The 20,228-nt window shown below is 45.9% G+C and carries 20 protein-coding genes; 10 read left to right on the top strand and 10 right to left on the bottom strand.

Annotated elements, in window-relative coordinates; translation table 11 throughout:
- Positions 1-59 precede the first annotated feature (59 nt).
- Together AC0VYA_RS20735 and AC0VYA_RS20740 are read left to right on the top strand one after the other, a co-directional pair.
- The gene (locus tag AC0VYA_RS20735) at positions 60-632 is read left to right on the top strand and encodes a YqaA family protein (RefSeq protein ID WP_011576777.1); all 573 of its coding nucleotides are present in this window, start codon (positions 60-62) and stop codon (positions 630-632) included.
- A 13-nt stretch (positions 633-645) separates the two neighbouring features.
- On the top strand, positions 646-1,569 hold the full coding sequence (locus AC0VYA_RS20740) for a formate/nitrite transporter family protein (protein ID WP_473476805.1): 924 nt from the start codon (positions 646-648) through the stop codon (positions 1,567-1,569).
- An 87-nt stretch (positions 1,570-1,656) separates the two neighbouring features.
- Here AC0VYA_RS20740 and AC0VYA_RS20745 read toward each other — a convergent pair whose 3' ends face one another.
- Positions 1,657-2,052, bottom strand: a complete 396-nt coding sequence (locus tag AC0VYA_RS20745) for a DUF2177 family protein (RefSeq protein WP_475489526.1) — start codon at positions 2,050-2,052, stop codon at positions 1,657-1,659.
- A gap of 382 nt (positions 2,053-2,434) precedes the next feature.
- Here AC0VYA_RS20745 and AC0VYA_RS20750 point away from each other — a divergent pair, with 382 nt between their 5' ends.
- The 6 genes from AC0VYA_RS20750 to AC0VYA_RS20775 all read left to right on the top strand — a co-directional run bounded on the left by AC0VYA_RS20750 (position 2,435) and on the right by AC0VYA_RS20775 (position 8,327).
- Positions 2,435-2,875 (top strand): hemerythrin domain-containing protein, encoded by a 441-nt coding sequence (locus AC0VYA_RS20750; RefSeq protein WP_475489527.1) that lies wholly within the window; start codon positions 2,435-2,437, stop codon positions 2,873-2,875.
- A gap of 79 nt (positions 2,876-2,954) precedes the next feature.
- Positions 2,955-3,485: a peroxiredoxin-like family protein gene (locus AC0VYA_RS20755; protein ID WP_475489528.1), complete on the top strand. Its 531-nt coding sequence runs from the start codon at positions 2,955-2,957 to the stop codon at positions 3,483-3,485.
- 243 nt (positions 3,486-3,728) lie between these two features.
- The gene (locus AC0VYA_RS20760; protein WP_475489529.1) at positions 3,729-5,351 is read left to right on the top strand and encodes a diacylglycerol kinase family protein; all 1,623 of its coding nucleotides are present in this window, start codon (positions 3,729-3,731) and stop codon (positions 5,349-5,351) included.
- Between the two features lie 404 nt (positions 5,352-5,755).
- Entirely contained in the window at positions 5,756-6,301 is a 546-nt protein-coding gene (locus AC0VYA_RS20765) for a CC0125/CC1285 family lipoprotein (RefSeq protein ID WP_475489530.1), read from the top strand.
- A gap of 99 nt (positions 6,302-6,400) precedes the next feature.
- A complete protein-coding gene (locus AC0VYA_RS20770) occupies positions 6,401-7,450 on the top strand; it encodes a mechanosensitive ion channel family protein (RefSeq protein ID WP_475489531.1) in 1,050 nt (349 codons plus the stop codon).
- 433 nt (positions 7,451-7,883) lie between these two features.
- Positions 7,884-8,327 (top strand): ferritin-like domain-containing protein, encoded by a 444-nt coding sequence (locus AC0VYA_RS20775; RefSeq protein ID WP_011576785.1) that lies wholly within the window; start codon positions 7,884-7,886, stop codon positions 8,325-8,327.
- 236 nt (positions 8,328-8,563) lie between these two features.
- Here the strand turns inward: AC0VYA_RS20775 and AC0VYA_RS20780 are convergent, their stop codons facing one another.
- The 7 genes from AC0VYA_RS20780 to AC0VYA_RS20810 all read right to left on the bottom strand — a co-directional run bounded on the left by AC0VYA_RS20780 (position 8,564) and on the right by AC0VYA_RS20810 (position 15,798).
- Complete coding sequence (locus AC0VYA_RS20780; RefSeq protein ID WP_011576786.1) at positions 8,564-8,863, bottom strand: hypothetical protein; 300 nt, start codon at positions 8,861-8,863, stop codon at positions 8,564-8,566.
- Entirely contained in the window at positions 8,860-9,051 is a 192-nt protein-coding gene (locus AC0VYA_RS20785) for a hypothetical protein (protein WP_475489532.1), read from the bottom strand. The genes AC0VYA_RS20780 and AC0VYA_RS20785 overlap by 4 nt, the downstream gene beginning before the upstream one ends.
- The gene (locus AC0VYA_RS20790) at positions 9,048-11,618 is read right to left on the bottom strand and encodes a hypothetical protein (protein WP_475489533.1); all 2,571 of its coding nucleotides are present in this window, start codon (positions 11,616-11,618) and stop codon (positions 9,048-9,050) included. Before AC0VYA_RS20790 ends, AC0VYA_RS20785 begins: the two co-directional genes overlap by 4 nt.
- A gap of 2 nt (positions 11,619-11,620) precedes the next feature.
- The gene (locus AC0VYA_RS20795; protein ID WP_475489534.1) at positions 11,621-12,700 is read right to left on the bottom strand and encodes a hypothetical protein; all 1,080 of its coding nucleotides are present in this window, start codon (positions 12,698-12,700) and stop codon (positions 11,621-11,623) included.
- A gap of 336 nt (positions 12,701-13,036) precedes the next feature.
- Positions 13,037-13,453, bottom strand: a complete 417-nt coding sequence (locus AC0VYA_RS20800) for an MAPEG family protein (RefSeq protein WP_475489535.1) — start codon at positions 13,451-13,453, stop codon at positions 13,037-13,039.
- 321 nt (positions 13,454-13,774) lie between these two features.
- Complete coding sequence (locus AC0VYA_RS20805; protein ID WP_475489536.1) at positions 13,775-15,142, bottom strand: TrkH family potassium uptake protein; 1,368 nt, start codon at positions 15,140-15,142, stop codon at positions 13,775-13,777.
- Positions 15,139-15,798: a potassium channel family protein gene (locus AC0VYA_RS20810; RefSeq protein ID WP_475489537.1), complete on the bottom strand. Its 660-nt coding sequence runs from the start codon at positions 15,796-15,798 to the stop codon at positions 15,139-15,141. The genes AC0VYA_RS20805 and AC0VYA_RS20810 overlap by 4 nt, the downstream gene beginning before the upstream one ends.
- Before the next feature lie 471 nt (positions 15,799-16,269).
- Here AC0VYA_RS20810 and AC0VYA_RS20815 point away from each other — a divergent pair, with 471 nt between their 5' ends.
- Entirely contained in the window at positions 16,270-18,219 is a 1,950-nt protein-coding gene (locus AC0VYA_RS20815; protein ID WP_475489538.1) for an adenine deaminase, read from the top strand.
- On the opposite strand, the gene AC0VYA_RS20820 is transcribed toward AC0VYA_RS20815, so the two are convergent.
- Positions 18,209-18,352 (bottom strand): hypothetical protein, encoded by a 144-nt coding sequence (locus tag AC0VYA_RS20820; protein WP_475489539.1) that lies wholly within the window; start codon positions 18,350-18,352, stop codon positions 18,209-18,211. The two genes, AC0VYA_RS20815 and AC0VYA_RS20820, sit on opposite strands and share 11 nt — an antisense overlap.
- Between AC0VYA_RS20820 and AC0VYA_RS20825 the strand changes: the two genes are divergently transcribed.
- Positions 18,351-19,418 (top strand): HupE/UreJ family protein, encoded by a 1,068-nt coding sequence (locus AC0VYA_RS20825; protein ID WP_475489540.1) that lies wholly within the window; start codon positions 18,351-18,353, stop codon positions 19,416-19,418. The genes AC0VYA_RS20820 and AC0VYA_RS20825 overlap by 2 nt on opposite strands.
- Positions 19,419-19,448: 30 nt before the next feature.
- On the opposite strand, the gene AC0VYA_RS20830 is transcribed toward AC0VYA_RS20825, so the two are convergent.
- Positions 19,449-19,703 carry a hypothetical protein gene (locus AC0VYA_RS20830; protein ID WP_475489541.1) on the bottom strand — a complete coding sequence of 85 codons (255 nt, stop codon included), beginning with the start codon at positions 19,701-19,703 and terminating at the stop codon, positions 19,449-19,451.
- Between the last annotated feature and the right edge of the window lie 525 nt (positions 19,704-20,228).

Here is a 20,228-nt window from a genome sequence, read left to right on the forward strand (position 1 = left end):
TACTTGTTTCATTTCCCCACGTGGATCCACTCAACCTCAAGGTGTAAGACAGGACGCAAATGGTCGCTTACTTCAAAAGCAAAACAAAACAGTTCATTGAATCTAAAAACATGTATGCGGTGTTAGTCATGGCTTCATTTTTAGAATCTATTATCGTGCCGATCCCGCTAGAAGCCGTGCTCATTCCATTGATGCAGGCCAAGCGTGAGAAAATTTGGTTGCTGGCAACGCTTGCCACTGTGGGCTGCATCTTCGGGGCGGTCATTGGCTACGGTGTTGGGTATTTCCTTTTCGACCAATTCGCTGAACAAATTGCCAGTTGGTTTTCTGATCCTCAGCAATTAGAGAACGTAAAAGCGCAGATGCAACAGCAGGGTTTTTGGTACGTATTGTCCATCGGTATCATTCCCGTGCCATTTCAGATTGCGATGCTAGCCGCTGGCGCAGTGAAATATCCCATCGGCATGTTTCTATTAGCCACTTTAATTGCACGGTCGCTACGCTATTTCGGATTAGCCTTGTTAGTGAAGCTAACGGGTAACCACGCTGAGGCGTTGTTTAAAAAATATAAGCTCCCCACAGCCATTGGCTTAACCATATTGGTCGCCGTTATTTGGTGGATAAAACACTAGCAAGGAAAAACACATGTCAGATGACTTAGAGCACGGCGAGCACGATCACGAAGCCCGCATCGTTTCCACCTCAGGAGACCTCTTGTTTAACGAAAGCGCTAAAGAGCGAACCAAAGAGCGTACTCGTGAAAGCCAAGAATATGCTTCCGTCATAGTGAAGCGTGTCGATGAAACGTTCCGCCACCCAGACGACATACTTGAAAAAGCCATCGATGAAGGCGTTGAGCAATTAGCTCGGCCCGCCATGTCACTATTTATGTCTGCACTGGCCGCTGGCATGATTATTTGTTTTACCGTATTGGCAGTAGGTGTTATGACCACCATAGTGGGCGATCTCTCTACGGGGTTTAACCGTGTTTTGGTCGCCTTGGTGTATCCGCTGGGTTTCGTAATGTGTATTTTGAGCCGTACTCAGCTTTTTACAGAACACACAGCGACAGCTTTCTACCCAATATTGGACAGACGCATCAAAATTGTTCGTATGTTCCGCTTATGGGGGATTGTTATCGCGGGGAACATGTTGGGCGGTGTAATAAGCGCAGGCTTACTCGCCGTGAGCGATGAAGTGATTCACGCCAGCGAAGGCTACTTCATTATCGCTGAGCATATTTTGTCCTATTCCCCCCTTACACTGTTAACCAGCGCCACCCTTGCTGGTTGGTTAATGGCCTTAGGCGCATGGACAATACTGTCAACGCATTCCACCACCAGCCAAATATTGTGTATTTATATTGTGACTTTCATCATCGGGCTAGGTGGCTTACATCACTCTATCGCTGGCTCAGTAGAGCTACTCGTGGGCTATTTCACGTCTGATCAATTGTCGTTGCTTGAGATGCTCAAAGCGCTCTCTGTTGTGTTGTTAGGCAATGCGATTGGCGGCTCGGTATTCGTTGCATTACTGAACTACAGCCACATACGTAAGCTAAATAAATAACCGCTGAACCGCGACAGTATTCACTGTCGCGGTGACTTGGCCGCCATCACGTAGCACTCACTATTTTTCACTCACCCTTGGTTAGACTCAGCGTCGCGCTAAGCACCAGCCACAATAACTGCTTAAGCTGGTTACCACTGTCCCCCAAGCCCAATCCTGCAAGCTGATGCCCAACGGCCAGCCCGCTAATAAAGCGTAATTCGTCATATTATACGCACCATAAGCCGCTGCACCGAGTACCGCACCAGCCGCAAGTACATGACGTCCATGGCCAGTATCCTTGCGCGGTAGAACAACCAAATACACGATGGCCATGCAGTACAGGCTATAAAATACCACCCAAGGCCAAACGTGCACATCTTCTCGCATAAGCCCTTGCATCGCCTGTATGTAGCTATTTTTAGCTACCAAGCCTAGCCATATCGCATCTAATAACAAAAACCCCAGTAACGAACCTATGTACGCCTTAACCGCTTGTTTCATATTCCCTCCTCATTGACCGCAATTATTGACACGAGCTATTCACTCTTTGATTGGTGCTCTTACAAAACCTTTCGCGTGTGGCCACTGTCACGCTCTACAGTGCGCATAAACCGCTAGCAGCTAACCACTTACAGCTATTACGAAATACGCCCAGAATCGATTCATTGCGACATAAAAGCGCGCCAGCAACGCACACCAAAGACACAGAAATAACTACTGCTAACGTGTAACTTTTACCACGTTAGGCTCTGTTAAAATACGAGTCTCCCAGATAAATCTTATGATTTTCAATTAATTACAAAGTTAACCCTGTTGGTACAAAGCTCGCAAGGAAGAACATTAAGTAAACGAACAACGAAGCAAAATTAAAAGGAATAAGATAATGAAAATTTTCGAAGCATTGCGTAAAGATCATGACGTTCAACGCGACTTAATGGACAAACTACTTAACACGTCAGGTAAAAGCGACGAACGTATTCATGCATTTAAAGCCCTAAAAGATGCACTAGAGAGTCACGCATTAGCCGAAGAGCGTTATTTTTATGCGCCCCTGATGGAATCAGACGACATGGCGGATCAGTCTCGTCATGCCATCGCTGAGCACCATGAAATTGATGAGCTGATCGAGAAACTTGAAGACACAGACATGAGCACCTCAGCATGGTTGGCGCACATGAAAAGTCTTCAGCATTTGGTATTGCACCATTTGGATGACGAAGAGCAGCAGTTCTTCCAAATGGCCGGCAAAGTGCTGAATGAAACGCAAAAGAGTCGTTTGGCCAACAGTTACCGCGAAGAAATGCGCGAACAGCAATCTGCCTAGGTAGATAACTGCATTGCGATGGAGCGCAATGCACAGCTGCTCATCCCATCTCATTAACCAATCCTTAAGGAGGACGACAATGAATTCTGAAAAACTCACCCCAGGCGTCACTTTCCCTGAAATTCAGGTACTAGACACCGAAGGCGATACCCAAAGCTTAGTCAGTCAAACTGATGCCGAGCATTGGACTATGGTTGTGGTTTATCGCGGAGTGCACTGCCCAATTTGCAGTAAGTACCTCACCCAACTGCAAGAAATGCGCTCTCAATTTCAAGACATTAAAGTTGATATCGTGGCCGTGTCCGCTGATTCGGTTGAGCAACTTAACACCAAGCTTGACGATGTATCGGTCGAATTCCCGGTATATGCAGGTTTGACCAAAGAGCACATGAGCGCACTCGGGTTGTACCTATCACAGCCGACTTCTGAGGCTGAAACCGACCACGACTTCCCTGAGCCTGGCTTATTTGTTGTTAACGGCGACAACAAGGTACAAGTGTTAGAGATTGCTAACAGCCCATTTGTTCGCCCAGACCTGAATATGTTGGTCTCGGGTTTAGGCTATACGCGCAAGAACGACTACCCAATCCGAGGGACTAAATCGTTCTAAACTAGACCATGTTTATGTGCCAATAACGACCTATGCTACTTTCCTTAAACGCACTTTGCTTTCAACGTAGCAAGGTGCGTGTTTAAGTCGAGTAGCATCTTTGTATCACAGCGCATCTAACCTACAGCCTATGCTAGCGTGGGAATAGTAAGGGGAATCGACACTACGACTTGTCACCGCGAAAATCAAAGCGCGTGGCGCGACAATAGCTGGTCGTAGCCATTTATATAGAGGATTAGCATCATGTTTATCGTTAAGTATTATTTAGCAGGTGCGCTGGCTGCACTAGCCTTGGCATACTTCAGCCCAACTCTATTTGTCAGCGTTCCTCTGGTTTGGATAAGCCTATCTCTGCTTGCTGTGGGGGCTGCATACTTATTACAAAAGCCAGCCATTTTTAGAAAGAAGCAAGACGGTTCAATTCCCTTTTATGTGCGCTGGTTATTTATACCTTTTCTTCTTGGCGTTCAGCTCTACAACAGTTGGGCGCGTAAAAACGACAAAGTGCCCGCCATTCAAAAAATAGATGATGATTTATTTTTAGCGTGCCGCTTATTTCCAAGCGATGTTGCTTACCTTCAAGAGCTCAACGTCAAAGCTATTTTAGATGTTACCGCCGAATTTGACGGACTAGATTGGACAGCCACTTCAGAAGACTTAGCCTATTTAAATGTTCCTGTGCTTGACCATCAAAGCCCTTCGGAAGAGGATTTAGTCAGCGCAGTAAACTGGATTGAGAATCATCGTCGCGCGGGACGCGGTGTGGTTGTACATTGCGCCCTAGGTCGTGGCCGCTCGGTATTAGTAATGGCTGCGTATTTGCTGAGTAAAGACCGCACATTAAGCGTACGCCAAGCCATTGAAAAGATTCAAGATGTGCGTGAAACCGCGCGTCTCAACTCCCACCAGCTTAGGGCGCTTTGCAAAATTTTTGATAAAGGTGTGCTCACGCCCAAAGCCCCAACATGGTTAATTGCAAACCCAGTATCCGGTGCCGGTAAATGGCCCGAAAATCGTGAATTTATCGTACAAAGACTCAGTGCGTCCATGCAGCTAAAAGTGGTAGAAACCTCACCAGACATTAGCGCCTATGACCTAGCACAACAAGCCATTGAAGCTGGCGCCACGACTGTGATTGCGTGTGGTGGCGACGGTACATTAACCGAGGTCGCATCGGCTGTGGTGAATACTCAAACCCAATTTGCCATTATCCCCATGGGAACGGCAAACGCCTTAGCCCACGCGTTATTTGGCAGCAAAACCAAAGTCATGCCGGTAGAGGTCGCTTGTGAGCATATTGAAAATGGCATAGCGACCAAAATTGATACCGCTAGCTGTAACGATAAACTTGCGTTGCTGGTGACCGCCGTCGGCTTTGAACAGAAAATGATTGAAAACGCAGACCGTGGGGAGAAAAACGAAGGCGGCCAAATGGCTTATATCAAAGCCCTGTGGGAAGCCGTTAATGTGAATGAATCTTTGCAGCTTGACGTTACCATCGATGACGCCCCCACACAGCAGCTGTCAGTGTGTAGTTTAGTGGTGGCCAATGCTGCGCCATTTACCACGGTATTAGCCCAAGGTGGCGGCGAACCGAATGTGCGAGATGGCTTCTTGGATTTAACCTGGTTACCCGGTGATGCCACATTCGGGGATCATATGTTCAGTTTGTCTGAATTAATTGCTCCGGACTTATTTAACTCAGTAGAAGAGAAAAGCGTGCGTCACCAGCGCATCACAAAAATTCATATCAAGGGCGCCGGCCCGCTTAACTATGTAATTGACGGTGAAACCTATCAAGACGATGAATTATTCATCGAGGTAAACCCGGCATCACTGAGTATGCTTATCGCCCCTGAGCCCTAGCCTTAGCCTTAGTCACCAGTAATAGACTTGGTTAGGGGGATTAGTAACGAAACGTTCTCGTTCTATTAATTCTTATACCACAGCCCGGGCGCTAAGCTAGGTGCAAGTGCGAGTACAAGTACAAGTACAAACACAAACACAAACTTTCGCGGTAGAGTGAAAAAGGGAAAGCCAGCGCTTTCCCTTTGTCATTTAGGCTTATCCATTTCCCCTGTCAGAGCAAAGCCCACCGTGCGCACTTTTTACGCTTCAACCAGTAAATGTTGCTACCCATAAATATCACCATAGCCTACACCCCTTATTTTTAAAGGGTTGCGACATTGGCATCAGTATTGAATTAAGCCATACATATAACATTAAGAATGCTGACACATTATCAGCCAAACCCTTAAAGAGTATGCCTTATGAATATACTGCCTGATTACATTTTACTAAAGCCAACGCTGACCTTATGCATGATTTGCCTATGCTTATTTGGCTGTAGTTCAGTCACCCCGACTCAATATCAGGCAGCGATGCAAAACGGAGACGAAGGCTACAGCCATATTCAATTAAGTGAAAATCAATATCGCGTCGTCTTCAAAGGCAACAAAAATACTGACGAAGAAGAAGCCACCAATTTCGCCCTACTTCACGCCGCTGAGCTCACCAGCGCAAATGGTTACAGCTGGTTCACTATTGTAGACAGCGATACTGACATCGAAACCAAAGATGTCACCCGTGTAGGACCAAGCACAACAAAGCCCATGCAAGGTGAAACCACCTGCGGTTTATTAGGCTGTGCCACGCCTTCTTCACCAAACTATGCTGGCGGCGAAGTCACCACCAAACAAGTGAAAGAAAACATCATGTCGTCGCTACTTATCACTATGGGCAAAGGCGAGCCTGAAACACCATTAACCGTATTTGACGCCCAGAAGTTAGCTCAAAACCTACGACCGGCTCATTAGAATTACTGCTGCTGCACTGTCTTACATCCACAGTGCGTTCCCTTTGCGAGTACCTTGTGGTACTCGCTTTTTTCTTTTAACCCACCCTAGGATCAACTCATGGAATTCAAAGCGCTCGGCGATTTCTCCTCTTTGATAAATGACAAGCTTCAAAGCTGGTTAGAACAAACCATCGCACACCTACCTAATTTTGTGGTCGCGATTGTGATCACCATTGTTTTCTCAATACTCGCCAGAGTACTCAGTAAAATGCTTAGGAAGGGTTTACACCGAGCATTGGAATCCCGGCAAATTGCCGATCTCCTCGCGTCGATATTTAAAGCCATTGTGATGTGTACGGGCTTATTTATCGCCCTGGAGTTTTTAGGTCTTTCCGGCACCGTAACCTCACTTCTAGCCGGTGCAGGCATTGTGGGCTTAGCCATCGGCTTTGCGTTCCAAGACATGACAGAAAACCTGATTGCAGGTATTGCAATGGGAATTAGAAAACCCTTTGAATTAGGCGATGTAGTGCAAGCAGAGGGCGTGTTTGGCAACGTACGCGCCATTAATTTGCGTAACACGATCGTCGAAACCTTTTTTGGCCAAATCGAAGTTATCCCTAACAAAATCTTGTTTCGCAATATACTCACTAACTACTCCACGCTGGGTGTTCGCAGGCTAGAGATCCCGGTTGGCATCTCTTATGGCGACGACCCCGCAGCAGCGGCAAAATTACTCACTGATAAAATTAACGAATGTGACTTCGTCATTAAAAAAGAAGAAACCGCCGTTTACGTAGAGAGCTTTGGCGATAGCAGTATTAATATGCTGGTGTGGTTTTGGATAGACTACCCAGGCGATACCGGTTTTATGGTGGCACGCCATGAGGCAGTTATTTTGATCAAGAAAACCTTAGAAGAAGCCGACTTCCTTATTCCCTTCCCTATTCGTACCTTGGACTTTGGTGCAAAAGGCGGTGAAAAACTCGATTCGATGCTGGCGAGTCAGCAGAATATGACCAAGGGCAACGCAGCTAACAAAGGTAATGAGGGCAATGAAAACGGCGAAAGTACGCAGGCAAATTCAAAGCAACAAACCTTTGATAAAAACGCCTCTTCCAAAGCAGATGCGCCATCCGATAATGATGGGCAAAGCGCGCAAAATTAAGCACTAGTCACATACAACGCAAGGCTCTCTATCAATCAAAGGCACGTTAGCATAACGCTAAAGTGTCTTTTTCATTTCAGGGTCGTAAACACGCCTCAGCACGCCGAACACTCTAAAATTTAAGCAGTTAACACTCAAGCAGTAAAAGCAAATACACGAGTACTTTATTCAACCGTAAATGCAATCTTTACTTGGTATAAAAACAATACCTAAAAATTGCTTAACCCTTCGCACTAAAGCACGCAACACCCATTCAAAAACAACCTATAAAGCACTGATTTTAAACAATAAAAAATAAATTCAATATATTTTAGCCTTAACGTAAAAAGCACTGCGACGTGGTATGGGCGTTGCAACATAAACATAGAGAGTAACAAGGTGGCGCAAAACTAATTTTGTGGTCACAAAACGTTAATTCATAAAGGAGTATTCTATGTCTAATCCAAATCATGTTGAAAAAGTTTCCTCTATTATCAAAGTACTAAACGGCGGCATCGAGTTCTATTCAGACGCCACAGAGAAAGTGGAATCTCAGAGTATCAAAACTGTTTTCCAGCAAATGATTAATGACAAGCAAGCTGCCATCACTACCTTGCAGCCCTTCGCCGTAGCTGAAAATGGCGACTACGAAGACGACAGCGCGGTCGCTGTAGATATTAGAAATATGTACACCAAAGTCATCAGCTCACTCACTTCTAACAGTGACCACACATTCGTGAGTCAACTTGAAGAAGTGGAAGACAAAATACTTGCTGAGCTGCGCGAGGCGCTTAAAGAAGACCAACCTGCAGCATGTACCATGGCGCTAAATAAAGTATTAACTGATATGAAGCGTAACCATGATCAGATGCGCGCTTTACAGAAAAGCACCGCTTAAAACATCATCCTTGCTGTTTTAAATTAGCAATAATGCAAATACCCCAGCATCCTTGATGCTGGGGTATTTTTATGGCTGCTATTTGTGGTCTGCAGTAGTGTGAAAATCCACGTGAAAATTCACGCGACCGTCCTCCCGAAAGCACACGCGCCCGCCCAACCGAAAGCACACCCGAAAGTCCTCACAACTGATTGCCGTTCTGAACCAGCTCTCTCGCCCTGTGGTTAGTTTTCGTCTTAGCCTTTACTTTGGGCATCCACCTTTAACAGCGCCAGCATCAGTTCGCGTTCTTTGGGTGACAGTGAATCCAACGTCTTTTTGATGTTGCTGCGATAGCGTTTCAGCGTGACTTCATCACCCGCGATAGCCGCGTCGAGTGTTTGCTCGTACTTGCTTAATAATGAGCTGAGTTTCGCGGTGTTTTCCATGTTCGCGCTGTGAGCGGTGTACGCTAAGTACATAGCACCGCACAAGGCGATGAATGTCATTACGTCGAACTTGAATGAGATAAAAGGGGCTTTGGTTTGCTCGGTCATTTTTGTTGTTCCATCGTCAATGATATTTTCAATTTAAGTACTTCAACCTGCTGAGCAGCTTTGCCCAGGGCTTGGCTTTCTTGGTAATATAAATATTGCATGCCTGCAAACATCGCTATCATCAATACCAGCAGTATCAAGTTGTCTGCTATCCATTCTTTTACGAAACCCGTAACCTTACTTTTCATATTTTGGCCTTACAATTCGGTAGTTCTTCATAGGCAATATGATTGCTTTCAATTGATTTACTGATCATCTGCGCGGTCACCGTGCCCAGCACAAAACAGCGGTACTTTTTGCTGCGCTCAAGCTCTAGCAAAATTAAGTTACTCTGGCCTTTCTCATTTAAGTTATTTAGCAATGCCAGCGTACTTGGCGTATTGTTCAGGTACGTAGCCATGTTACGCTCTAAGCGTTGCATCAAGGTTTCTTTTGCTACATCCCCTTGGGCCAACTGCAACCAATATGATGGGTCGTCCACATTTGAAATATATTCCAGCGCCAACGCCTGCCAATCCGGCTGATAAAACAATCGCTGCTCGGCCAGCAGGCCGATGTCGGTGCCTTGCATAAAGTTAGGCATGCGTACTTCTGCCACTTTTTTATCTTCTAAACGCACACCTAAATAAGCGCCCACGTTCATGTCTTGCTTTAAAACGGTGATATTGCTGTTAAACGGCGAAGTCACCTCCCCTAAACCCAACATGTCAGGGGTAAAATCTAAAATGGAATAGGCAAAGTTATCGTAGGCGCGCAGTGAAAATTCACTTGGCTCTGGTAGCGCTATCGGTTGCCCGTTTTCATCACGCGGTCGTTTTTGATGCACCACGCGTGCTACGGCATTGACCACGTCTAAATCTCGATAGGTTTTGAAAATACCATTCTCTAAATCCAGTACATAACCAAAACCAACAGTGAAGGTTTTATCGAAGGTATCCACATCGCTAAATTCATTAGCAAACGCGACCATCATGCCGTGATACGAATTCTCGCCCATCACCGATTTACCCACAGGCATGCCGAACGCAAATACGCCTAGCCCCATGGCTACCACGAAATACACTTTACTGCGCGCCCACAAATACATGCCCAGCTTGATAAACAACAAGAAGATCGCCACCAAGCTTGCCGCTATACTCACCGGCGGGATCACCGCTAATTTCACCGCGTCTTTACCCAGCTGAAACATACTACCACCGGGTGAAAATGCCGCCGTCGCTGCGGTCGATGTCACCATCTGAATAAACGAAATATTGTCTTGGCTATCCAGCCACATCTTCTTGTAACGGCTTTCGGCAATGCTAGGGGTAAAGCTTTCCATGTAATACGGGCCGAGTATGACTTTGGCCATCACTTCTACTTCGTACAAACGGGCGAAGTCGACTCTATCTAAGTTTTTCTCTGGCACGCCACCAAACTTCGAACTGTTTTGATAGTTCTCCCACAGTGCTTGCGCTCGGCCTTGATATTTTTGGGTGATACTTTGGCGCAGCGCACGCATGTCTTGCATGTTCCAGTTTTGGGGTACATGCACATCATTTTCTTTAAATAAGGCAATCGCCAAATTCGTGGCGACCTGTGACTGGGTGTATTGCTCGTACTCCATGTCCTCAGAAATCCCATACGCACGGTACAAATACGCACGGCGTCCTCGGGTAAACATACCCATCAACTGATATTTGGATTTAAGCAATTTGGTTAAATTCGCGTCATCCGCTGTAAGGTAAACCCCGAATCGCTCACCCGATTCAAACGTCAAGTTAGTCAAATACTTAGCGAACTCGGCTTTATAAAACTGACGACATTCACGGTCACACTTCGAGCTTTGGTACTTATTCCGCAAATCCCGATATACGCCCACAATGGTCTCGTTCTCGGCGTAATCTTTTCGAAAGTCATCCGCTTTTAATAATTCATCTGAAAAGAGGCGCCAGTGCTGATTGATCCGCTCATTAGCTTTATTTAATAGCTCGGTACGCTCTTGCTCAATCAGGGCGTAATTATTCTCACGTCGACTTGCTTGGGCGTATTCCTGTGTGGCTTTGTTGTATTTGCTCCACTCGGTTTTATACACACCATCAAACTCACGAATACGCGGTAACGCTTCTTTACTGAAGGCCTCTTCTTGGCGATTTTGTAAAAACACATCCGCCATGTTCTGCAGGTTAGACTCAATTAAGTGATTAAACCCACCTGAGAAAAACGCCAAAGACGGAATAAGCGCCACCACCAAATCTTTACGCTGGGGATCACTGACTATTTCATCAAATTCAGGGAAGCCCTCAATCGTTACCGACTCAGCCAAATACGCCTCTTTGTATACAATCGCCCGCACGGCACTGAGCTTCTTCTCGTTTGAGGTGCCATCCACGGTGGCATCAATCGCGATACGCAAAAATGGAATAATCAACGCCCACAGCAACACAAAGGCGACCGGTCTAAACAGCCACTTACCTTGTTTGCTAATAGCATGTTCGTCGCCGGTCTGTGCGGTGCGCTTCGCCCCACCTAAAAAATTGAACACATGCCCGGGTACAAACGAGATAATACCCAGCGCCAAACCAAAGCCTGACAGCGTGCGGCCAAACAATTCTAAACGTTCAGCGGTAAGGTGGTGCTCACCAAATACATCCTGAAGTGGCTTAGCGTACATATCAATTAGCAGTAAATTGAGTGACAATTCAAGGCATACGTACACCACGAATAATCCAAGTAACACCAGTATTTTCATCTGACCAGAGAGCTTACGTAACATGACTAACCCTGCTTTCTCATGGTGGCTTTTCGGCGTTTAAAGTCTGCGCTAACGTCTTGCTTTCTGTCTTCACAATACTTGTACAAAGGATCACTAGGGCTTAGGCGACTGCAGCGGCTGCTCGCCTGCAATTTTTGATAAGTAGCGTACTTCAACACATCACCGTTTATAGTGAGGTACTTGCCCGTACTAAACAGCTTTTGTTGCTTGCTTAATTGATTAAAATCCGCGTTGCTCGGTAACACGCTCACTACGCTGGGTAAGTCTGTGGTTTTTGATTTTGGGTTGAATTTTTTGCTTGGGGGCGGCACAAAGTTATGCGCTTGCATACACGCCATAAGGGGCTGGCTGCTGGTGGCAAACGCCGCCAACTCGGCATTAGCGCTAGTATTGATAGCAAAAAAGGTACGATCTTGCGCCGCACTGGTGCTTAAGGTATCCCCTAGGTACCAGTGTTTGGCCGTGGCGTGCTCAAGCACGGCCTTAAATCCAGCTTGCTCTACTTGCTTAGCCAATGCGTTTTTGACCACAAATCGCGTACGCTTTACCGGCAATAGGCTTTGCACCGAGGCCAGCAACTCCCTCAACGCCTTGGCGCTAATATCCGGCTGGGGGCGAATAATAAACATGTCACTTGTCGTCACCCGTGGCATTAGCACGTTGGCCAACAAACTCAGCTCAAACGCATTAGTAAACTGGGTAAAGTCATTATCTGAACTGACCACCTTCCAACTGCCGTTCACCAATGCTACATCAAGGTAGAAACCCGCGAACAAATCTTGATGCCGACCAACATAGCCCGGCAAGTTGGTGCTCGTAATACGATACAGCATGTCAGCTTCGCACATGCTCTTCATCACAGGTAATACCTCGCCGTTATCGGCAACGAGTAAGTTTCGATTGAGTAACGCCGACTGAAGAGCAGCATATTGAGGTTGTGAACTACCATGAGCCGGAAAGGCACTGCTTACCGCTATCGCATTCGAGTACGCCTCAGGTCGTTTATCAACCGCACAACCAGACACAATTAAAACCGAACAAAGACCAAGCACAAATAGCAGAGAGGATTGACGCGAAATCACCAAAAATTCCATTTTTATCGATATTTGCGAATAAACTATAACACTTAAAAATGTATTGCAAATCAAAGTGTTAAATAGCCATTGGTGAATTTTTGGGGTTTTAGGGAAGAATAAATGGCTAGGAGTATGCCAAATACAGCGGGCTGATATCAATGATATCAGCCTTGATATTAAGTATGTAAATCAATCACTAGGTATGAAGTTTTGCAAGGCCCGGTCGAAAAGAGCGGCCGAAGAGCCCAAGGCGCTCAAAGACGGGCGCATTTCTCGAAGACCTTGCTTGTTATCGGCATTAACTTGGGTGACATGCAAACGAGCCACGACCAAGGGCTGTCGCTAAATGAGTCTTAACCCTAACAAGACCAACATCACCACATTTGCCAACAGGCCAATCAAGAAGAAGTAAGTACGTGGGCTTGGGTTTTTCTCTGTCGAAATCACGTAGTACAACACCATATGCACTACCCTAGCGGCTAGATACACCCACACACAAACGGCAAATACTGGGCTTTGTAAATTAAGAGTAAACGCGAAAAGCACCGTGCCGACAAATAGGGCGCTGTTCTCTAAGGTGTTTTGGAAAGTACGATGCGCTCTGAACACAAAACTGTCGTGAGATAAGTTTTCATCTATCTTCCCAGGTATCGCATTTGGCTGCTTAGCCTTACTAAACGTCGCGACCGCCCACTGCACTAGTAGCATCACTAAATATAAATAGAACGCCGTGTAAACCGAATAGGCCAGATCAATCATTGTCATTTACCGTTTTCACATGAATAAGTATCTCAGTAAGCAAGCTTGATGCCCAACCTAAGCTATTGATATAAAAGTAATAAGTTTTTTATGAGATGAGGTAAATGTAACTGGTACAGAGTGATTTATAAGAATTACCATTCGTAAGTTTACTAAAAAACACCAGTTGAGAGGCAGATTCTAAGCAAAAATACAACGCCCTTAACATGGGTGTCCTGATAATTCCTTTTTGAGCATTCACAGATGAAGTAACAAAAAACAAGTCATCAGTAATGGCGTGTGAATCTTTTCAGATGAACAAAAAATATAGGGCTCTTACCTTTAACCTACCTGAATTTCAGCATCTGCGTACTGCACTTTGCGCGGCTTAGGTGTCGCGATAAAGTACGCAAAGCTTAATGGCCCTACACGCCCGACTATCATCATAAAAATAATGACAATTTCGCCAGTGTCACTAAGTTGACCAGTTAAACCTCGAGACAATCCTACCGTACTGAGTGCCGAAACCACCTCAAACACAATATCTAGAAACGGGGCATTTTCAATCGCTGTAAGAATAAATATGCTGATGAAGATCATACCAATAGAAATGATCGCTAACGAAAGCGCTTTAAGCACCTGCACCTGAGGTATAGTGCGATTAAGCAAAGTCACCTGCGTACGACGACGTAAAAAAGTATAAGTTGTCATAATCAATACGATAAATGTACCCAGCTTTAACCCACTTGCCGTACTTAAAGATCCTCCCCCAATAAACATCAGTAAAATAGTTAACGTTGTGCTCGCGTCAGTTAAATTTTCGATAGGTAGGGTATTAAAACCCGCAGTACGAGGTGTTACTGCTTGAAACCAGGCCGTTAAAGCTTGTTCGGCCACGGGCAATGTGCCCAAAGTGGCGGGATTATTTGCCTCTAGCAACCAAATTAGAAAAAAGGCAACTAGGTTGATGGTTAGTGTGGCCAACAACACGATACGCGTATTCACACTCAATTTGCGCCAGCGTTTATTCGTTTTGATATCAATCAATACAGCGAATCCGATACCTCCAATTATAAACAAGGCAGTAATAATCATATTGACCGAAACACTCGCCGAGTAGGCCGACAAACTGTCACTCCGTAAAGCAAAACCCGCGTTATTAAAGGCCGATAAAGTGTAAAAGAACGCTTGATAAGCTGACTCTCTCAGTCCGTATTCCTCAAGCCAAACGAGGGTTAATAATACAAAGCCCACCAGCTCAATCACAAACGAGTAACACAAAACAAATTTGGCCGTTTGCACGACCTTTTCCATACTCGTTTGATCAAGTGCTTCTTTCATCAATATCTGCTGACTTAGGCCTAGGCGTGCGCCCAAACTGATAGCCGCCACGACGGCAAATGTCATAAACCCCAGTCCACCGGCCTGTATCAAGCCAGCAATAACTATCTGGCCGAATGTGGTGAAGTGTGTCCCCGTGTCCAGTACCACCAAGCCTGTTACAGTAACAGCCGAGGTCGCCGTGAAAAGGGCTTTGATAAAGGGGGTTTGAACGGTCGACGCTATAGGTAGCATTAACAACCCTGCACCAACAAAAATCAGTAGAATAAAGCCTAGAAAAAGTACAGCAGGAGGGCTTAACTGGATATGAAGCTTCGATTGGCGTTTTGCTAACTTGTAGGGTTTAACATTCGGATCCCAAGGCTTCATTTAGCATAGAACTCAGGCGCTATCTTTTTCAACGCAGCCAAAGAGCCACTTAATATGAGTGAATCTTTCACGGCTAATTGAAAGTCACCATCTATGTGTTTGATGATAGTGCTATTGCGGCGCACCAACATAGGCTCAATGTCTTTGCCGGCTTTACTAAGTAGTTTTTTAACCGACATATCTGGATGGTGTGATTTGATTTCAACCTCAACAATAAACAAGCCATTACCAATGGGCATGTACTGGTTCATCATAGGGTAATTAAGCGACTGAGCGACACGCACGCCAATTTCTTCTTCAGGGTGAATAATCCGAGACACACCCAACTTAGTCAGAATAATATGATGAGGTTTAGTCGTCGCCTTTACCCAAATCTCTTTTACGTTAAGTGATTTAAGTAATAGAACACATAAAATACTAGCTTCAAGGCTCTCACCAATAGCAACCAGCACCGCATCACAGGAGCCGATATCCAACTCTTTCAGTGAGCTCTCATCAGTGGCATCAGCAATGGCCGATACCGTCAATTGCTCAGATACCGTATTCACCAACTTAGAGTCTGAATCGACGCCGATAACTGAGTTCCCTAGACGCATCAACTCTATTGACGCCGCCAACCCAAAACGACCTAACCCGATAACTGCAAACTGACTCATGTAGTGCTCTAACATGTAGTATTTTATTGGCGGGGAATGTTAATACAATCCAAAGCTAAAACCAAACAGCTTTCCCCTTAACTGGCATTTTCAACGACACGGATTCATTTATATCAACAGTCAGTATTTAATCCATAGGGTGAGCCAAGAAACCTCTCTTTTATTTTCGCGGACAAAAGCGACGAACAAAGCTAAGCGTTAGCAACCGTTAATGTTGTAAATCCTTAATCCCAATAATACCTGGGGTCTCTAGAGACTATGTATTAGCTATAGTGCATTAAGATGGGTGTCTTGCTTTCTTTTGCCTTAATTTAGTGCAAATCCCCTGACCTCATTCAAACTAGTCAGGGTCATCAAGGCGCTAATTCCCTAGGCTTACGCGAACCTGTCCAAATAGTCAACTTCTGGCATCTATGGTGCATATTCGCCACCTCAGCCCGTTGTTAGTGCGTTTTAATTCAGGAGATAACCGTGACACCTACTATTCGTTTGGTTTTTACCGCGAGCCTCTTCGGCTTAGGCAGTTTGTTGTTCACCGCGTGCTCCCCTTCAACGCCCCCCAATAAAACAGCGAACGAAACACAGGATAAAACCCAAAGTGATATTGAATTCAGCCCTGAAATTAAAACCCGTCAATTTCTAACCCAAGTAGCACTAGGGCGCGAGCCAGCAGATTTGCTCATCAGCAACACCACTCTGTTAAACGTATTCACCCAAGAATGGATACCCAAGCAAGATATTGTTATTGCCAAAGGCCGCATTGCTTGGGTTGGCGATACCGGCACATGGCAAGGCCAAGTAACAGAGCAATTTGATGCTAACGGACAATGGGCCGTGCCTGGCTTTGGCGAGTCACATAAACACATTGAAAGTTCTTATTTAACCCCTGAATACGAAGCCGCCTTGGTCATTCCCCAAGGGAACACATGGACAGTAGAAGGCTCCCATGAGGTGTCGAATGTCATTGGCACCCGCAACGTCGACTTTTGGCTAGCCGCCGAGCAAGCAGGCAGCCCGTTAAAAATATTCCCGGCCATTGGCTCAGCCACACCGCCTACCGTTTATGAATCAGGCGGTGGCTATTATGGCTATCAAGAAATGAGTGACTTTATGCAGCAAGACTTGCGCGTGGTTGCTTTAGGTGAAGTCATGGACTGGTCAGCGATTATCAATGCCGATAACGGTGGTCACCAACGTATTTGGGAGATGATCCAAGCTACCTACGATAACCGCGGCGTAGTAGAAGGCCACGGTATGAACCTAACCTCGCAAACTGATATCAGCGCCTTTGCCGCCGCTGGTTTAGCCTCTGACCATGAAGTCAGGCTAGCCGAAGAAGGCATTGAAAAGCTGCGCCGGGGTATATTTTTAGAAGTGAAACACGCCGCATTCGATACTTTGCTCCCCAAACTGCTCGAAATGAACCTACAAGATTGGAGTAATGTATCCGTCACCACTGACGATAGAGATGTGTTCGCCACCTTGCAACTCGGCTCGATGGATTACAACATTCGCAACGTTATTCAGCGCGGCGTTCCCACCGAAATTGCCTACCAACTCGGTAGCTACAACACAGCGCGCCACTTTAATATCGACCATTTAGTAGGCTCAATCGCCCCCGGTCGCTATGCCGATATCGTGTTACTGAGCAATCCAGAAACCGTGGCAATTGAACGAGTGTATGCCAATGGCCTATTAGCAGGCATTAAGGATGAATACCAACTGCCTATCGCTGACATTGATTACCCACAATGGCTAACCGAAACCATGAATGTGGGCCGCGCCTTAACCCCAGAAGACTTCGCTATTCACGCCCCTCAAGGCAAAGAAAGCGTGCAAGCTGCGGTGTTGCAGCCTTTCTGGTTTAAGCCTGATTTCATCACCAAAACCCTGCCCGTTTCGGCGCAAGGTACAATAGATGCAGATACCGCCAATAACCTTATAAAAGTGGCGGTGGTAGACCGCTACCACGGCACCGCCGCAGTATCTAAAATGATTTGGCAAAATGCTGGCCCTAAAACGCCTAACTCAGCACTCGCTAGCTCTCAATCACACGACTTACATAATATATGGAGTGTCGGCAATAACGACGCAGCCATGGCACTGGCCGCCAATACCGTCGCCAACCTTGGCGGAGGTTGGGCACTGGTAAAAGAAGGCAAAGTCGTGGCCACGGTAAAATTGGACATTGCCGGTTTGATGACCTCAAGGCCAGTCACCGAAGTCGCAGCAGAAATGGAGCACCTACAACAACAAGCCGACAACATGCAATGGATTGGCATGCCCGGCTTGCCCGAGCGTATGCGCTTTGCATTTTTAACTGCCGCACCGTGGAAGTGGCAGCTCGTCGCCCCTTACGAAGGTAATCCAGGCGGCTTAGTGAACGTCACGACTGGCGAAACCCACCCCGTTATTTGGTGATGATGCAGCGCAACACACCCAGCAACCCTGCACTTTGCCAGCTAAAAGGGCTAAACGGGAAAGCAGGGCTAATAATACTTTTGTTGTTAGCAGCCCTAGTTGCGCCAACGGCGGAGGCGCATTTACTCAACATGACCCGCGTCACCTTAAGCCAAATTGACGAGCACAATGCATCCCTTGAGGTTACAGTCGATCTAACCAAAGAAACCGGCAGCAGTGAAGCCTACTACCAATTATCCCGCAGCACAGCGCCGTTAAACGCCCCCAATATTCGCGCTTTGGCGCAAAAGTTAATCTCCGCGAGTGATATCACCCTTGGCGAACAACCGCTGAATTGGCAACTCACCCAAATAGACTTACCTAGCGACCTATCACAAGATGAATTTATGTCTGATCTCAGCTGGCCTATGACCCAGTTTGTATTTACTGCAACTCTACCCAGCGCACCAAAGGGCTCAGCGGCGCAGCTACGCGCCAAATTCACTGGCAAGTTTAGTTTTGAAGAGCCCATCGCTATCAGTATCACACAAGTATCAAGCGGCCGAAGCCTAAACCGCTGGCTGGTGCGCGACCAACAAAGCCCAACGTTCGCCTTACACCCAGAAAATCTAAAACCACACCAACGCATCCAGCAAAGTGAAAACGACAGCGAATGGCTACATTATGTGTGGCAAGGCATTATTCATATTATCCCCCAAGGATGGGACCACGCCCTATTCGTACTCGGTTTATTTTTGGGGATCACCCAAGTACGTTACCTGCTGATTTGGATCACCGGCTTTACCATTGCCCACACGGTAACACTTGGCTTAGCGGCGTTTGGGGCTATCGCGATCCCGGCGAGTATCATCGAGCCTATCATCGCTTTATCAATACTTTGGGTCGCGGTTGAAAACATATTTTGGCGACCCAGCCCGTGGTGGCGACTCATCATCGTTATCCTATTCGGGCTAATACACGGCCTAGGATTCGCCTCCGCTTTAAGCCAACTCGGGCTCCCCTCACAAGGTCTAGTGTTAGCCCTCGTCAGCTTCAATATTGGTGTTGAACTCACTCAATTGGCGATCATACTTGTCGCATTTATATTACTCGCAAGATGGCGCAATCATCCAAACTGGCAACGCTTGATAGTCGCACCCGGCTCCGCAGCGATTGCGCTGATCGCAGGTATTATTCTGTGCCAGCGTGTCTTGGGTTGAGGTTGTTTTTGTATACATTGAAGTATGAAGCTACTCCACTGGTCTTAATTGGCCTGTCTTATCATTCCATCTAGCGTTGAATGTGTTCAGTTCTCGCTTGCGAATTTTCGAGCAAGCGACAAACACCTTCATGTCGCCGCTGTTGTACAAGCACTGAGGTGATTCTTTAAAGTATTGCTGCCACGCCAATTTTTTCTTCCCTTCAAAATTAACGTAATTGGAAACTTGTACATTCATTGCCTTGGGATAGCTTTTTTGGCGATAGTTGTTTGATGATTTATACATTGAAGTCTGACCGTTATTAGTAAAGTAACTCGAGCTAGCATTACTGCTAGCTGACTTGTCACTCTTATCAACACGCAAACAGGCTAAAATTCGTTTTTAGCCTCGCGATGTCGTTCCCTTCTTCTCTCCGTCACTTTTTCTTTGAGTTGCTCATTCCAGTAATCAGCTCGCTCTTTCTCGTAATCACATTTTGCATTTACGCTAGCGCTCGCAACAAAAAAAGCGATCAAAATTAGTATTCTCACTCAAATACATCCTGTAAAACAACATTGAGAGCATCGATTATGTCAGAGCATTAGAGTCAGCATTAATGTTCATCACGGTAAATTAAGTATGCAATTGAGACGATTGGTATATCTCTAGAATAGTTTGAATATTAGTAAATTTTAAGCGCAACTTTCCTCTCGTAGTGGAGTAGCAAACCATTTTTTGAATCCACTTAGTAAGTGTGAAAATTATTGAACTCATTGTATTAGCAACAAAAAATGAAATAAGTTAACCTGGAGGAAAGAAATTAAAGTTAAG

The sequence above is a fragment of the Paraglaciecola sp. QJM3NY_14 genome (genome assembly GCF_056173245.1).

Coding starts and splice junctions, on each gene's coding strand:
- AC0VYA_RS20735 (WP_011576777.1), top strand. CDS start 60: ATGGTCGCTTACTTCAAAAGCAAAACAAAACAGTTCATTGAATCTAAA.
- AC0VYA_RS20740 (WP_473476805.1), top strand. CDS start 646: ATGTCAGATGACTTAGAGCACGGCGAGCACGATCACGAAGCCCGCATC.
- AC0VYA_RS20745 (WP_475489526.1), bottom strand. CDS start 2,052: ATGAAACAAGCGGTTAAGGCGTACATAGGTTCGTTACTGGGGTTTTTG.
- AC0VYA_RS20750 (WP_475489527.1), top strand. CDS start 2,435: ATGAAAATTTTCGAAGCATTGCGTAAAGATCATGACGTTCAACGCGAC.
- AC0VYA_RS20755 (WP_475489528.1), top strand. CDS start 2,955: ATGAATTCTGAAAAACTCACCCCAGGCGTCACTTTCCCTGAAATTCAG.
- AC0VYA_RS20760 (WP_475489529.1), top strand. CDS start 3,729: ATGTTTATCGTTAAGTATTATTTAGCAGGTGCGCTGGCTGCACTAGCC.
- AC0VYA_RS20765 (WP_475489530.1), top strand. CDS start 5,756: ATGAATATACTGCCTGATTACATTTTACTAAAGCCAACGCTGACCTTA.
- AC0VYA_RS20770 (WP_475489531.1), top strand. CDS start 6,401: ATGGAATTCAAAGCGCTCGGCGATTTCTCCTCTTTGATAAATGACAAG.
- AC0VYA_RS20775 (WP_011576785.1), top strand. CDS start 7,884: ATGTCTAATCCAAATCATGTTGAAAAAGTTTCCTCTATTATCAAAGTA.
- AC0VYA_RS20780 (WP_011576786.1), bottom strand. CDS start 8,863: ATGACCGAGCAAACCAAAGCCCCTTTTATCTCATTCAAGTTCGACGTA.
- AC0VYA_RS20785 (WP_475489532.1), bottom strand. CDS start 9,051: ATGAAAAGTAAGGTTACGGGTTTCGTAAAAGAATGGATAGCAGACAAC.
- AC0VYA_RS20790 (WP_475489533.1), bottom strand. CDS start 11,618: ATGTTACGTAAGCTCTCTGGTCAGATGAAAATACTGGTGTTACTTGGA.
- AC0VYA_RS20800 (WP_475489535.1), bottom strand. CDS start 13,453: ATGATTGATCTGGCCTATTCGGTTTACACGGCGTTCTATTTATATTTA.
- AC0VYA_RS20805 (WP_475489536.1), bottom strand. CDS start 15,142: ATGAAGCCTTGGGATCCGAATGTTAAACCCTACAAGTTAGCAAAACGC.
- AC0VYA_RS20810 (WP_475489537.1), bottom strand. CDS start 15,798: ATGAGTCAGTTTGCAGTTATCGGGTTAGGTCGTTTTGGGTTGGCGGCG.
- AC0VYA_RS20825 (WP_475489540.1), top strand. CDS start 18,351: ATGACCCGCGTCACCTTAAGCCAAATTGACGAGCACAATGCATCCCTT.
- AC0VYA_RS20820 (WP_475489539.1), bottom strand. CDS start 18,352: ATGTTGAGTAAATGCGCCTCCGCCGTTGGCGCAACTAGGGCTGCTAAC.
- AC0VYA_RS20830 (WP_475489541.1), bottom strand. CDS start 19,703: ATGTATAAATCATCAAACAACTATCGCCAAAAAAGCTATCCCAAGGCA.